Source organism: Pseudomonas sp. GW823-FHT02F05 (genome assembly GCF_058797315.1).
The window spans coordinates 162594-176448 of sequence record NZ_JBXAJM010000009.1 but is presented as its reverse complement, the minus strand read 5'-3'; the positions used below and the strand labels follow the sequence as shown (position 1 = coordinate 176448).

Below are 13855 nucleotides of genomic sequence, written 5' to 3'. Positions count from 1 at the left end.
CACCCGACACCAGGACGACAGTGATGAAGTTCACCCGTATTCATCTGGCACTTGTGGCCGCGACCAGCATGAGCCAGGGACTGGTCATGGCAGAGACCAGCGACAGTGATGTCGGCACCATTGGGGTACAAGGCAAGGCGACCGCCGGGGGCGGTTACATGGTGCCGGAGGAAAGCATCAAGGGCCGCTCCACAGTGACCAAGGAAGCACTGGATAAACAGGCGGCCACCGGCAATGCCATCGACAAACTCAAGTACACCCCAGGCTTGAACATCTCCAGTGAAGACAACACCGGCCTGTCGGGCTTTCGCTTCACCATGCGCGGCATGAACTCCGACCAGGTGGGCATGTCGGTGGACGGCATGCCGATCAACGACTCCGGCAACTACGCGCTGTATTCCAACCTGCTGGGCGACCCGGAAAACATCGACCAGATCTTCGTCACCCAGGGCGCTTCGGAATCCGACGGCCCGCACATTGGTTCCAGCGGCGGCAACATTGGCATCGTGACCATTCGCCCGACCAAGGAAACCGGCGCCTTCGTCAAACAGGTCGTCGGCAGCAATGCCACGCGCAAGACTTTTGCCCGCCTCAATACCGGCGAAATCAACGGCCTGAGCAACTGGCTGTCGGTGTCCCATACCGAAGGTGAGATGTGGCGCGGTTCGGGCGCGGTACGCGCGGACAAGGTGGAGTGGAACAGCTTTTTCGACGCTGGCAATGGCAACACCGCCAACCTGATCCTCAAGTACCACGAGCAGGACAACAACAGTTACAGCCAGTTGACCAAGGCGCAGTTCCAGCAATATGGCCGCAAGTACGACCCTTATCCGGCAACACCCAGCGTGGGGAGCAACGGCAAGTACAACAGCTATTACGCCCTGGCGCAGAACCCGTTCCAGACGTTCACCGCCGTGCTCAACACCCAGTTCAAACTGGCCGATAACCTCGCACTGTCGGTGATCCCGTATTACTACTGGGGCAATGGCAGCGGCGTCGGTTCATCCAGCTATGCCCTCAACCGTGGCTCCAACCAGGGCGGTGTGTTCGACCTCGGCAACCTGCCCACGGCCGCCCAATACAACGCCGACGGCACACCCAATAGCGGCGTGTACTACCGCCCTTCACGCACGCAAACCTGGCGTCCGGGTATCACCACCAAGCTGACCTGGGACCTTGGCGACCACAGCCTGCAATTCGGTTACTGGTACGAGCGCGCACGCCAAAGCCAGACCCAGCCGTTCATTCCGCTCAAGAGCAACGGCAAGCCAGTGGATACCTGGCCAGATTCCAACAGCGCCATCGTCGATGCCAACGGCAACACCGTGCAGGGTCGCGACCGTTTCACCGTGACGCCAGCGCAAAAGGTCTGGGCCCAGGACACCTGGTACATCAACCCGGACTGGACCCTCATCGCAGGCCTGGCCTACATGAACGTCGAGCGTGAAGGCACCAACCACGGCAGCCTCAACGAACGCCCGGAAAAACGTAACCAGACCTACAACAAACTGCTGCCCAACGCCGGCCTGAAATACCAGCTGGACGAGCGTGACCAGTTGTTCTACAGCCTGTCGCGCAACATGCGGGTACCGCAGAACTACGTGCTCTACGACAAAGGCGCCGGCTCGATCGACGCCGAACCGGAAACCAGCTGGAACCATGAACTGGGCTGGCGCTACAGCGGCGACGACATGAACCTGGCCGCCACCCTGTTCTACATGGACTTCAAGAACCGCCAGGTTTCGTCCCGGGACATCAACGGTGACTTTGCCGACATCAACGCCGGCTCCGTGGTCAACAAAGGCCTGGAGCTGGAGTGGAGCGGCCAGTTGCCCCACCACTTCAATTACTACACCTCCTACACCTACACCAAGGCCGAGCAGCAGGATGACCTGACCGTCTACAACGCCGGCAAACCCATCGTGCTGCCCACCAGTGGCAAGCAGTTCGCCAACGTGCCCAAGAACATGCTGGCGGCCAACATCGGGTATGACGATGGGCGCTTCTACGGCACCTTCGGTGGCAAGTACACCAGCAAGCTCTACGGCGACCTGACCAACGACGAGGCGATTTCCGGTCGCACCGTGTTCAACCTCGGCGCCGGTATTTACCTGCCGGTGGACAAGAAAGTGGTCAAGGACGCGACCCTGCGCCTGAACGTCGACAACCTGTTCGACAAGAAATACCTGGACGGCGTGTACACCACCAAGACCAACGCGGCCAGCTACAGCGGTTTCCGCGATGGCGACCCCGCGTACATCGTCGGCCTGGACCGTACCGTCACGGTTTCGCTGGAAGCGAATTTCTAAGACTCACCCCAAGAGGAACACCATCATGGATATGAACCTGCTCCACGACGTCACTTTCTATGTGATGTACGCGGCGATGGCCATTGCGATCTTCATCGCCATCGAACGCGGTATCTACTTCGCCTACGTACGCCGCCAGGCACGCGCATTGATCGACGCCCTGGGCGCCAATGTGCACGGCGAGCGTGACCTGCCGGACAACCTGACCCGTCGCGACAGCCTGCCGCTGAACATGATCTTGCCGGTGCTGGCCCAGAAGGCGACCCACGGTTCGCGCAAGGACCTGGACGACGAAATCGATACCCAATACCTGAAGACCCGCGCCCCACTGGCCCGCAGCCTGTGGATCATCGAGACCATCACCACCGCCGCCCCACTGCTGGGCCTGCTGGGCACCATTCTCGGCATCATCGACACCTTCAAGGCGCTGGCCACCGCGGGCGTATCGGACCCAGGGCAGATTTCCGGTGGTATCGGTACGGCCTTGTTCGCCACGGGATTAGGTATCGCCATCGCGCTGTTTTGCGTGGTGTTCCACAACTTCTTCCAGGACAGCCTGGAGCGCATCAACGACCAGTTGAAGATCCTGTTGATCCGCGCCGCCACCGGCGCCCGCGCACAGGATGAAGTGACTCATCGCGTGCCCACCCCGCTGCACAGCCGCACAGCCTGACCTGCAGGGCGGGCGCCGGTGGCGCTCGCCTTTACCTTTGGTGCGATGAGACGCTTATGTCCCTTTCGATAAAGTTGCGTATTGCCGGCCTGACCGGCTTGCTCCTCAGTCCGCTGGCCCAGGCGGACTTTTCCATTCCAGGTTTTGAATTGGTGCATACCGTGCCTGTGGACACCGCCCTGGGCACCGACGATTTGCGCCAGCCCGGCCCGGTATGGATCGAGCTGTTCGACGGCGCCAAAAGCCACATTGATATCGGCCAGTTCTACGCCGCGGACCACCCTGGCTCGGTGATGAACAGCGTGCTTGAACACCTGGAAGCCGCCGGCAAACGCGGCGTGAAGATTCGTTTCCTGCTCGAAGAAAAAGGCCTCAAGCTGTCGGATGCCGCCACCCTGGAACGCTTGCGCGCCATTCCCAACCTGACCTTGCGCGTGCTGCCCTACGGGCAACTGAGCGGCGGCATCATCCACGCCAAGTACCTGCTGGTGGATGGCAAGCAGGCGTTTGTCGGCAGTCAGAATTTCGACTGGCGCGCCTTGGAACATATCCACGAAACCGGGCTGCGGATCACTGACGAAACGGTGGTGGGCCAGGTGCAGGCGATCTTCGAGCAAGACTGGCAAGCCCAGGCAGCGCTGGAGGGTAAACAACCGGTGCCGCTACCCGCCAGCGGCCCGGCGCCCGCACGTACCGGCAACTACCTGGTGGCCAGCCCGCAACGCTACAACCCGCCCGGCGTGGGCGACTCACAGCTGGAACTGCCGCGCCTGCTGGGCGAAGCCCAAAAAGAGGTGCGCGTGCAATTGCTCGACTACGCGCCGCTGTCCTACGGACCGGATCGAACCCGACCGTACTACGCGGTGATCGACAACGCCGTGCGCGCCGCCGCAGCCCGTGGCGTGTCGATCAAACTGATGGTGTCCAACTGGAATACCGACCCGCTGGAACTGCCCTATCTCAAGAGCCTGGTGGTGCTGCCCAATATTGAGATCAAGATCGTCACCCTGCCCGAAGCCAAGCAAGGCTTTATCCCTTATGCGCGGGTGATACACAGCAAAACCATGGAGATCGACGGGCAAGTGGCGTGGGTCGGCACCAGCAATTGGTTGGGCGGCTACCTGGATAATTCGCGCAATCTGGAGGTGGTGATGCGCAGTGAGGCGATGGCCAGGCGTGTAGGCCAGTTGCATGAACAACTGTGGGATGGGCCTTACGCTAGAGCCTTGAGCGTGACGCAAGAGTATCCCGCGCCCCACCCTGGCCAGCATTGACCTTGGGCACCTGAGTAATGGTAGTGTGTGGAAATGTTTCTGTCTCTTCCGTCAGAAATCTCCTACTCACTACCTGCAAAGGAATGCCTTCAACCATGCACTTTCCACTTAAGCAATTGGCGGTTGCCACCCTGTTCGCCGCCAGCCTTTCGGCCGTCGCCACGCCCGCATTCGCCAACATCAGCGCGGACCAGAGCACGGCAATCCTGAAGCAGTTCAACGAGACCTCGGTTACCGATTTCCGCGGTTTCCTCGGCACTCTGGCCCAGGGCGAGCTGGGCAAAGCGGCCGACACCGGCCCGGCTATCAGCGCGTTTGTGGGCAACAAACCCCTGAGCGCCGAGCAACAGAACGAGATCAATCGCCTGCTGGGCATTTACACCCGCGTTAAATATGGCAAAGCCGCGCTCGAAACCTTGCGTGAACTGGTGGAAGTCCCGACGTTCAACGTAGACGGTCTGCCACAGTACAAAAACCCGGAATTCCTCAAGATTGCCGCAAAGATCGAGGCCCTGGCCAAGTCCTTCAACCTGAACTTCCGTAACGTCGACAACCGCGTGTACGAAATTTCCCTGGAAGGCAGCGGTGATGAAGTCGTGGGTGTGCACGCCCATGCCGATGTGGTGCCCGTTACCCCGGAAAACTGGGTGCTGCAAGACGGTACCAAACTCGACCCGTTCAAGGTCACGCTGATTGGCGACCGCATGTATGGCCGCGGTACCGAGGATGACAAGAACGGCATCGTGGTGGCGATGTACGCCATGAAAGTGATCAAGGAAGAAAAACTGCCACTGGCGCGCACGTTCAAACTGCTGGTAGACACCACTGAAGAAACCGCCGGTGATGCCATTCCTTACTACTTCGAACGCAACCCCGTGCCGCAATACAACCTGGCGCTGGATGGCGGTTACCCGGTGGTGATCGCCGAAAAAGGCTCGGGTACCGTGATGGCCACCTTCCCGGTGCGCAAGGGCGAAGGCAAAGGCGCAGAAATCATCGCGATGACCGGCGGCAAGGCGAACAACCAGATTCCATCGGCCTCGGTGGCCACGCTGGTCAGCGACACCCCCGCCGAACTGGCCGCCAGCCTGCAACAGGCCGGTGCCGACTATGCCAAGCGCAACGGTGGCGACTTCCAAGTGACGGCCAAGGTCGATGGCAAGGATGTCAAACTCACGGTTACCGGCGTATCCGCTCACTCTTCCGAGCCTGAAACCGGGGTCAACCCGGTGGCGCGCATGCTGGACCTGATCCACAGCCTCGACGGCAAGGTCGCCCTCCAGCACAACCACATCACCGATGCCGCGCGCTATGCCGCCGACAACTGGGGCCTGGATTACCTGGGCGGCAAATTGGGTGTGGGCTACGCGGATGATTTCATGGGGCCGTTGACCACCTCGCTGACGTTTGTGGGGCAGGATGACAAAGCCTTCAAACTGGCCGTGAACCTGCGCGCACCGAAAGGTAAAACCCCGGAGGCGCTCAAGGCGCAAATCGAGCAGAAGCTGAACGCCTGGGACAAGAACGCCAAGGTCAACGTGAGCTTCACTTACTCGCTGGACACGCCGATGTACCGCAACCCTGAAGGCGAATGGGTAAAAGCCTTGCTGGCAGTGGCCACTGAAAACCTGGGCATGGCGCACAAATTCGGCACCTCGGCCGGCGCAACCTCGGTGCACGACCTGCCCAACGGCGTGCAATTCGGCCTGGCCCGCCCGGAAGAGAAGTACACCGGGCACACCGACAGCGAATTCAAGACCGTCGACCAGTTCCTGCTGGACCTGCAGATCGTCACTGAAATGATGGGCCGCGTCGGGCAGTTGCCGAAGCTCTGACCCATCTGGTACCCAAGCGAGGCGGCGAAGGCAACGGCACAGGCACCCTCTTCAGCGCCTGAACCACCGCTTTCGCAGCCTCGCTAAAGCTCGACAGCTCCTACAGGGGATCGGCGGTGTGGGTGAGATCTCGCTTTGCAGGGGCCATCGCGTCAAACACAACTCGGCAACAATGACAGCTCTTTAGCCTTGCAACATCAGCATGTCTTCAAAGAACCCACCCACCGGCTCAGTGGGATGGCACAGCTGGATCTCCAATACCCAGGCCATTTCACTCGGTGGGATCTCCAGGTCAGCCAACTCCTTGCTTTCGAACAATGCATGGGGAAAATCCGCAAGGCGGTGCCCCGCCAGGTTGCGCGCCAGCCTCCAGCCCTTTGACGCAGCGCTGTGCTCGGCGAAGTCGTAGAGCTCACGCCCGGTCAGACCACGCAGCCACGCCTGGCGTGTTTCATCGAAGACTTCATGCAAGGCCGTCGTACAGGCCTGGTGCAACGGCCCATCGCCAAACACAAACGTATCGCCATAGTCGCCTTCGTAGCCATCCCACACCGGGCCAAGATCGACCACGGCAATGTCATTAGCGCGCAACCTGCGCTGACGATCAATACCCTCGCGCGGAGGGCGAACAGTGTCGGCGCCAAAACGAATGTAGGTCGGATGCCAAGTGTGCGAAGCGCCCATGGCCTGCAGTTGCCTCGCGGCCATCTCAAGGGCCTCGCCGGTGGTCATGCCGACTTTCAACTGGCTGGCAATCGCCGCCAGGGCACGTATGGATTTTTCCCGCGCAGCCAGCATGCCGTCCAAGGAATAACGCGGGCCGACTTTCTCCCACACCGGGTCAAACGATAGGGAGACTGCTCCAGCACTTGACCGACCACTGGCGACAAACGCCTCCGCGATAAACCGGTGGCTGGGCAACCCCGCTTCAAGGCAGTGGATGCGTACTTGGCCGAGCATTGCACCGTTGCCGCACGCATAGACCTGGGCCTGTTCCCACTGATGCCCATGACTCATTGCAACCTCCTGAACCCTGCCCTCGGAGGACCGCACGGGATGCCAGCGAAAACGGGGATGCTCAAGCATCAGGTGGTCGAGGAAAGCGCTGTCATAAAAGTCCGCCGATTGCGCGCCGCCCCAATACAACGTCACGTCGACATCGCGCTTGAGCGCGGTCAGCAAGATAGGCTTGATGCCCGCGTAACCAGTACCCGTAGCGAATAGCACCACGGGCGCCGCCTCATCGTCCTGCCAGGTACAGGCACCAAACGGCCCTTCCACGTGCAGACGCTCACCCACGGCGAGACCACCCAGGATACCCTCGGAAAAATACCCGCCACTCACCCGGCGAATCTGGAAGACCAAGCGCCCATCGTCCTCATCGGGCAGGTTGGCAATCGAGAAGCAGCGCGTGTCACCGTCCGCCAGGTGAAACTTGAGGTATTGGCCAGCCCGAACCGCCACTGGGGTTTCGGGCATCAATACCAACTCGATCACATCGGGGCCCAGCGCATGCTTGCTGTGAACCTGCGCCGACACTACCAGCGCGGGCGTATCCAGCGACCAGCCGGGAATATGCAGGCGCATGTCGCCACAGGCGTGGCTCTGGCATAACAACATCTCATTGGCTGCCAAAGGATAAGAAGGCTGCGACGCACCCGGCACCAGGCGTTTGGCCCGGTACGCACCTTCGGCGACCACCACCTTGCACGAACCGCAGGCGCCACGGCGGCAGGAGAACGGCACGGCCAGGCCACTGGCGAGCATGGCGTCGAGCAACAATTCGTCACCAGCCTCAAAGGTTTTCCCCGAGGGCGACAGTTCGATGACATGACGTGTATTCATAACAACCTCGGGCTAAGTAAGGCTTGATTGTTGCGCTAGACTAGGCCCATTAAAACCTCCAGATTTGGATACTTCAGATGGTCCAGATGCGTAAATGGCGTCCACTGCTCCGGCTTGAAGAAGGTGCAAGCCAGGCGACTTACCGCAAGATCGCCGAAGGCTTGGTCAATGCCATCCTCGAAGGCCGCCTGCCGCCCGGGACGTTACTGCCGGGCACGCGGGAAATGGCACACTTGCTCGACGTCAACCGCAAGACGGTGATCCTGGCCTACGAAGAAGCCATGACCAAGGGCTGGCTGACCAGCGAGCCGCGCCGTGGCACCTTCGTCAATGTAAAGCTGACACTCAAACACCTGCCCAGCATTACGCAACCGTCATTCGCGCCGCCGTTACTGGAGCAACCGCTGGTACCCTATTTCACCCATAATGCCCAAGTGGTCGCTCTACAGCATCGGCGCGATGCGCTGTTTTTCGACAACGGCACCAGCGACCACCGCCTGCTGCCCCAGGCAGTTCTGCACCGTTACTATCGCCATGCACTGCGCAACAGCTTTGCCTCCAATACCGTGCGCTACGGCAGCGAAGGCACCGGCTATCACTTGCGCTGCGCCCTGGCCGAAATGCTGCGCAACAACCGTGGGCTGACGGTCACTGCCGAAAATATCTGCCTGACCCAGGGCACCCAGATGTCCCTGTTCCTGAGCGCCAGCCTGCTGCTCAAGCCCGGCGACGTGGTCCTGGTGGAACGTCTGAGCTACCCACCGGCATGGGAAATTTTCCGCAAGCTCGGGGCGAAGTTGGTCACGGTCGACATTGATGATGAAGGTTGCCGCACCGACCAGATCGAGCGCTTATGCCGTGAGCACAAGGTGCGCATGATTTACCTCACGCCTCATCACCAATTCCCCACCACCGTGAGCTTGCACGCTGCACGCCGGCAGCACTTGCTGACGTTGGCCGCGCTGCATGACTTCTGCATTATCGAAGAGGACTACGACCACGAATACCATTTCAGTGGCCGCCCTTACCTGCCGCTGGCCAGTGACCGCGCCCAACGCCATGTGCTCTACATCGGCTCGTTGTCCAAGGTGCTGGGCTCGACGTTCCGCTGCAGCTATATCGTGGCGCCCACCTCTGTGATTGAAGCCCTGCAACGCAATGCCGCGCTGATGCTGGGCGATACCGACGCGGTCGCTCAAGCCATGCTGGCAGACCTGATCAATGAGGGGGAGTTGAAGAAGCATTTGCGCCGCGTGTCGAAAGAATATCGGGCGCGCCGCACGGTATTGCAAGATTGCCTGGATCAGGCGTTTGGTGCTCGCATACAAGTGCGCGAGCCCGAGGGTGGTTTGGCGCTATGGGTACGTTTCGAGGAAGAAATAGACGTCGATAAGTTGGCAAGCGCTGGACTGGACCACGGCGTTGTGGTGCGCAGTGGTCGTCAGTTTTCCCCCAACGACCAACCGGTAAACGCGCTGCGCCTGGGCTTTGCCTCCCTCGACCGGGACGAAATCCAGCAAGCCACTCAGCGCCTGGCCCGGGCGATGAACGCCATGGGCAGGCGCTGAAAAACTTACCCTGCGGCCCCTAGAAATGGCAGCGCCAGGTACAACTTGATCACCACCGCGTTAGCGATATCGATGAAGAACGCGCCCACCATCGGCACCACCAGAAACGCGATCTGCGAAGGCCCGAAGCGCTGCGTCACCGCCTGCATATTGGCAATCGCCGTAGGCGTGGCGCCTAGCCCGAAGCCGCAATGGCCTGCCGCCAGCACCGCCGCATCGTAGTTTCGGCCCATCACCCGGAACGTCACGAAAATCGCGAACAGCGCCATCAGCAATGCCTGTGCGGCCAGCAGAACGACAATGGGCAAAGCCAGTGCCGCCAAGTCCCAGAGCTTGAGTGACATCAGCGCCATCGCCAGGAACAACGACAAACTGACATTGCCCAGCACCGAGACTTCGCGTTCGAACACCTGATGCCAGCCGAGCATCGACAGCCCATTGCGCAGCACCACACCGACGAACAATACGCACACGAACGTCGGCAGTTCGAAAGCGGTGCCTTGGATGGCGGCATTCAACAAGTTGCCGCCCTGCAGGCTGATCGCCACCAGCGCCAGGGTCTCGATAAACGAAAACGCGGTGATCAGGCGCTCTTCGTTCGGTTGCTCGAACCCCTTGGCCAGGCTCGATTGCGGTTGCCCAATACCTGGAACCTCGACCCGCTTGATCAGAAAACGCGCCACGGGCCCGCCGATCAGTCCACCGAGCACCAGGCCAAAGGTCGCCGAGGCAATCGCTAATTCAGACGCAGACGCCACGCCATACTGCTCACTGAACACCGCGCCCCAAGCCGCACCGGTGCCATGCCCACCGGACAAGGTCACCGAGCCCGCAAGCAGGCCCATCAATGGGTCAAGCCCGAGCGCCGAGGCCAGCGCGATACCCATGGCGTTTTGCACCACCAGCAAGCCCGTTACCACCAGCAGAAACACCGCCAGGATCCGCCCGCCTTTCTTCAGGCTGGCAAAATCGGCGTTCAAACCGATAGTGGCAAAGAACGCCAGCATCAACGGGGTTTGCAATGAAGGATCGAAGCGTACTTCGATATCGGCAAACGCGCGCAACGCCAGGAGCAGCATGGCGACCAACAGGCCACCGGCTACTGGTTCCGGAATGTTGTAGGTACGTAAGAAGCCGATGCGAGCCACAAGCCCGCGCCCCAGCAATAGCACCAGTGAAGCGGCAACGAGGGTTGAATAGAAATCGAGTTGAAGCATCCGGTCAGTTCTCTGAAGTGGACAAGGAGAATGGGTGGCCAGAGTAGAGAGCACAGGGCGAAAAGGTATCGCCCCCACAAAAAACACAGACTTTCCCTACAAGCCTCACAATAATAACCTACAACCGCCTGCACCTCGCCCCTCCAGAGATAAGCAGAGTAGACTTACCGACGACGCCTTCGCAGCAGAGGCCAGTTGGAGGCGATCTCCCCCGGCTCAGCGTCACGCCCTGCGATTCGCACCAGGTCTGGAAACTCAAGCAACAGGGCACGATTGCCCCGGCCAATGTGCTCCATCACGGCCAGGGTAATGTTTTCACGCACCATGCCCGTCGAAACGTAATACATGGCCCAGGCTTGCTCTGGCGTACAGAGGCCGATCTGTTCTTCAATCTCTTTGTAGGCCTTGTAGTCGTCCGACTCTAAATAACGCTGATCACGACCCTGGCGCATGCTGTCTCCCTCCCCGACCCCGTCACGTACCGCTTTTGACCTTGGTCCAGACCCGTGTGCGAATGCGCTCCGCCTTCAGCGGCAAGGGCTCAAGCGGAACCAGTGTGGCCATGGTCTTTTTATCGGGATAAATCCAAGGGTTATCCCGCAACTTTTGCTCGACGAACTCAGTGGCATCTTTGTTGGCGTTGGGATAGAGCATGTAGTTGGACGTCTTGGCTATCACCTGCGGCTGCAGCATGTAGTTGATGAACGCCAGAGCGGCCTTTGGGTGGCGAGCATCCTTGAGCAACACCCAGTTTTCAGACCAGACCAAGGCGCCTTCGCGCGGCAGGCTGTAGGCAATCTTGCGGCCGCTGTTGGACTTTTCATTAATCGCCTGAGCGGCCAGCGCACCATTGGCCCAGCCGACGACTGCACAGATATTGCCGTCCGCCAGGTCGGCGTCGATTCTGGACGAGTCGAAATAGAGCACATAGGGACGGATTTTCAACAGCAGCGCCTGGGCCTTCTGGTAATCCTCTGGATCGGTACTGTTACTGGGCAACCCCAGGTAGTGCAAGGCGATCGAAATGATTTCGCTGGGGGAGTCGAGCATGGCTACGCCACAAGACTTGAGCTTGCTGATGTTTTCTTCTTTGAAGATCAGGTCCCAACTATCCACCGGGGCGTCATCGCCCAGCGCCGCCTTGACTTTATCCACGTCGTAGCCAATGCCAGTGGTACCCCAGACATAGGGCACGGCGTAGCGATTGCCTGGGTCATTGACCGCCAGCAGGGAGAGGATGTCAGGGTCGGTGTGCGAAAGGTTACTCAACTGCGCGCGATCCAGCGGCTGCAGCACCCCAGCCTTGATCAAGCCGGGTAATACATTGGAGGTGGCCACGACCAGGTCATAGCCGGTGCGCCCAGCCATGACCTTGCTCTGCATGATTTCGGCGCTGTCGAAAGCATCCATATGCAGCTTGATGCCGGTCTCCTGCTGGAATTGCCTGGGCGTCTGCGGTTCAAGAAACCCGAACCAGTTATACAGATACACCGAAGATTCAGCGGCGGCTGCGGGCGTGCTGGTTGCAGCCCCCAGGAGCGAAGCTAAAAAAATAGCTCGCAAGTGTGCTCGACTCATATGACTATCCCTGTCCACACGACACGCCTTCATGGCTATCGTAAGCTCGGGGTGAATATACCGAGCATCAACGAATAGTAAATACCTACAAGTACTTAGCTCTGGCCTGCAAAGCCCTAACCCTAAAGGGGTAGAACATGTCGCTTGACCTTCATAGCCTGGCTTGGCACCGATCGGTTGGAAAACTGATCATGCAGCTCAATCGCCCGGAGTTCTGGAGTTCGTTGATTCGCGTATTGAATGAATATGTGCAGATAGACAATTGGGTGGTGCTGGTTTTTGGCGACCACGCGGTGCGCGTGATCAGCCTGCCCGAAGTAGCAGACAGCGAAGAAATCGACGCCTTTATTCACCGCTATGTGAAAGGCCTGTATCTGCTGGACCCGTTCTATATCGCTGATCGAGAAAACCCACAGAGCGGGTTCTTCCATCTGCTCGATATTGCGCCGGAACACTTCCGGGAAACCGAGTACTACCAACAATATTTCGCGCAATACATCTCGGTCGATGAGGCGCAATACAATGTACGGCTCGATGCTGGCACAACGCTGTGCATGTCGTTTGGCAGCAACCTGCGATTCACCCAGGCGCAGATAACAGTATTGGACCTGATCAAGCCGTGGGTGACGGCATTGATGCATCAACGCATGTTTTTTGAAACTGACCCGACGAAAAACCTCGCCGAGCCGGCCCCATGGGCCGAGGCACTTACTCAGTTGGAAACACAAGTAACGGCACGTGAAAAGGACGTGCTCAAGTTACTCCTCAGTGGGTTCTCCAACAAAGAGATCGCCGGCAAGCTGTCGCTGTCGACAGAAACCATCAAGGTCCACCGCCGCAACATCTACAGCAAGCTGAATATCAAATCTCAGTCCGAACTGTTTGCGCGTTTTTTCATGCCACGGCAAGAGATCCCTTCGACGCTTTGAACGGGGTGGTGCGCTGGCGAAGTAAATTGCGCACAAACAAAAACGCCGATCATCACTGATCGGCGTTTTCGTTAAATATGGAGCGGGAAACGAGACTCGAACTCGCGACCCCGACCTTGGCAAGGTCGTGCTCTACCAACTGAGCTATTCCCGCAAATGGCGTCCCCTAGGGGACTCGAACCCCTGTTACCGCCGTGAAAGGGCGGTGTCCTAGGCCACTAGACGAAGGGGACACGCTACTGAAACACATGGTGTGTGTTCCAGTGCCCAGAGGCCTTGTCCGAAGACTTGGTCCTGGTTTCACTCAATGCCGCCCGAAGGCCACACTGCTTGTAAATTGGAGCGGGAAACGAGACTCGAACTCGCGACCCCGACCTTGGCAAGGTCGTGCTCTACCAACTGAGCTATTCCCGCATATGGCGTCCCCTAGGGGACTCGAACCCCTGTTACCGCCGTGAAAGGGCGGTGTCCTAGGCCACTAGACGAAGGGGACACACCTACAACATTCACTCCCTACCGCGTTTCGCTGTGTGCTTTACGCTGTAAGTGGCGCGCATTCTATGGATGGATTGAAAGGTCGTCAACCCCCAAGGATAAATTTATTTAAATCAATGACTTCGCCATGGT

General features: G+C 59.3%; 10 protein-coding genes and 4 tRNA genes. 6 read left to right on the top strand and 8 right to left on the bottom strand.

All coding sequences use genetic code 11. The features are described from left to right. Positions 1 to 23 precede the first annotated feature (23 nt). The 4 genes from AC1RAC_RS13200 to AC1RAC_RS13185 all read left to right on the top strand — a co-directional run bounded on the left by AC1RAC_RS13200 (position 24) and on the right by AC1RAC_RS13185 (position 6091). Positions 24 to 2309, top strand: a complete 2286-nt coding sequence (locus AC1RAC_RS13200) for a TonB-dependent receptor (RefSeq protein ID WP_034127226.1) — start codon at positions 24 to 26, stop codon at positions 2307 to 2309. Positions 2310 to 2334: 25 nt separating this feature from the next. Continuing rightward, positions 2335 to 2982, top strand: coding sequence for a MotA/TolQ/ExbB proton channel family protein (locus AC1RAC_RS13195; RefSeq protein WP_054897855.1), 648 nt, complete (start codon positions 2335 to 2337; stop codon positions 2980 to 2982). Between the two features lie 56 nt (positions 2983 to 3038). Continuing rightward, positions 3039 to 4256, top strand: a complete 1218-nt coding sequence (locus AC1RAC_RS13190; RefSeq protein ID WP_259039031.1) for a phospholipase D-like domain-containing protein — start codon at positions 3039 to 3041, stop codon at positions 4254 to 4256. Between the two features lie 95 nt (positions 4257 to 4351). Continuing rightward, entirely contained in the window at positions 4352 to 6091 is a 1740-nt protein-coding gene (locus tag AC1RAC_RS13185; RefSeq protein ID WP_127881408.1) for a dipeptidase, read from the top strand. Between the two features lie 183 nt (positions 6092 to 6274). Here AC1RAC_RS13185 and AC1RAC_RS13180 read toward each other — a convergent pair whose 3' ends face one another. Then, the gene (locus AC1RAC_RS13180; RefSeq protein WP_054898858.1) at positions 6275 to 7936 is read right to left on the bottom strand and encodes a M24 family metallopeptidase; all 1662 of its coding nucleotides are present in this window, start codon (positions 7934 to 7936) and stop codon (positions 6275 to 6277) included. 77 nt (positions 7937 to 8013) lie between these two features. Here AC1RAC_RS13180 and pdxR point away from each other — a divergent pair, with 77 nt between their 5' ends. Continuing rightward, positions 8014 to 9504, top strand: a complete 1491-nt coding sequence (gene pdxR, locus AC1RAC_RS13175; RefSeq protein ID WP_492616636.1) for a MocR-like pyridoxine biosynthesis transcription factor PdxR — start codon at positions 8014 to 8016, stop codon at positions 9502 to 9504. Positions 9505 to 9509: 5 nt separating this feature from the next. Here the strand turns inward: pdxR and gltS are convergent, their stop codons facing one another. The 3 genes from gltS to AC1RAC_RS13160 form a co-directional block, all read right to left on the bottom strand. After that, positions 9510 to 10721, bottom strand: a complete 1212-nt coding sequence (gene gltS, locus AC1RAC_RS13170; RefSeq protein ID WP_034127220.1) for a sodium/glutamate symporter — start codon at positions 10719 to 10721, stop codon at positions 9510 to 9512. A gap of 164 nt (positions 10722 to 10885) precedes the next feature. After that, complete coding sequence (locus AC1RAC_RS13165; RefSeq protein WP_054898856.1) at positions 10886 to 11173, bottom strand: hypothetical protein; 288 nt, start codon at positions 11171 to 11173, stop codon at positions 10886 to 10888. Positions 11174 to 11195: 22 nt separating this feature from the next. Then, positions 11196 to 12299, bottom strand: coding sequence for a polyamine ABC transporter substrate-binding protein (locus AC1RAC_RS13160; protein WP_054898855.1), 1104 nt, complete (start codon positions 12297 to 12299; stop codon positions 11196 to 11198). Positions 12300 to 12436: 137 nt separating this feature from the next. On the opposite strand from AC1RAC_RS13160, the gene AC1RAC_RS13155 reads away from it, so the two are divergent. Continuing rightward, positions 12437 to 13228 carry a helix-turn-helix transcriptional regulator gene (locus AC1RAC_RS13155; protein WP_054898854.1) on the top strand — a complete coding sequence of 264 codons (792 nt, stop codon included), beginning with the start codon at positions 12437 to 12439 and terminating at the stop codon, positions 13226 to 13228. A gap of 78 nt (positions 13229 to 13306) precedes the next feature. On the opposite strand, the gene AC1RAC_RS13150 is transcribed toward AC1RAC_RS13155, so the two are convergent. From AC1RAC_RS13150 to AC1RAC_RS13135, 4 genes are all read right to left on the bottom strand, one after another. After that, positions 13307 to 13382: transfer RNA gene (locus AC1RAC_RS13150), tRNA-Gly, on the bottom strand. Positions 13383 to 13385: 3 nt separating this feature from the next. Next, positions 13386 to 13461: transfer RNA gene (locus AC1RAC_RS13145), tRNA-Glu, on the bottom strand. Between the two features lie 105 nt (positions 13462 to 13566). Further along, a tRNA-Gly gene (locus AC1RAC_RS13140) sits at positions 13567 to 13642 on the bottom strand. A gap of 3 nt (positions 13643 to 13645) precedes the next feature. Next, positions 13646 to 13721, bottom strand: a tRNA-Glu gene (locus tag AC1RAC_RS13135). Positions 13722 to 13855 lie beyond the last annotated feature (134 nt).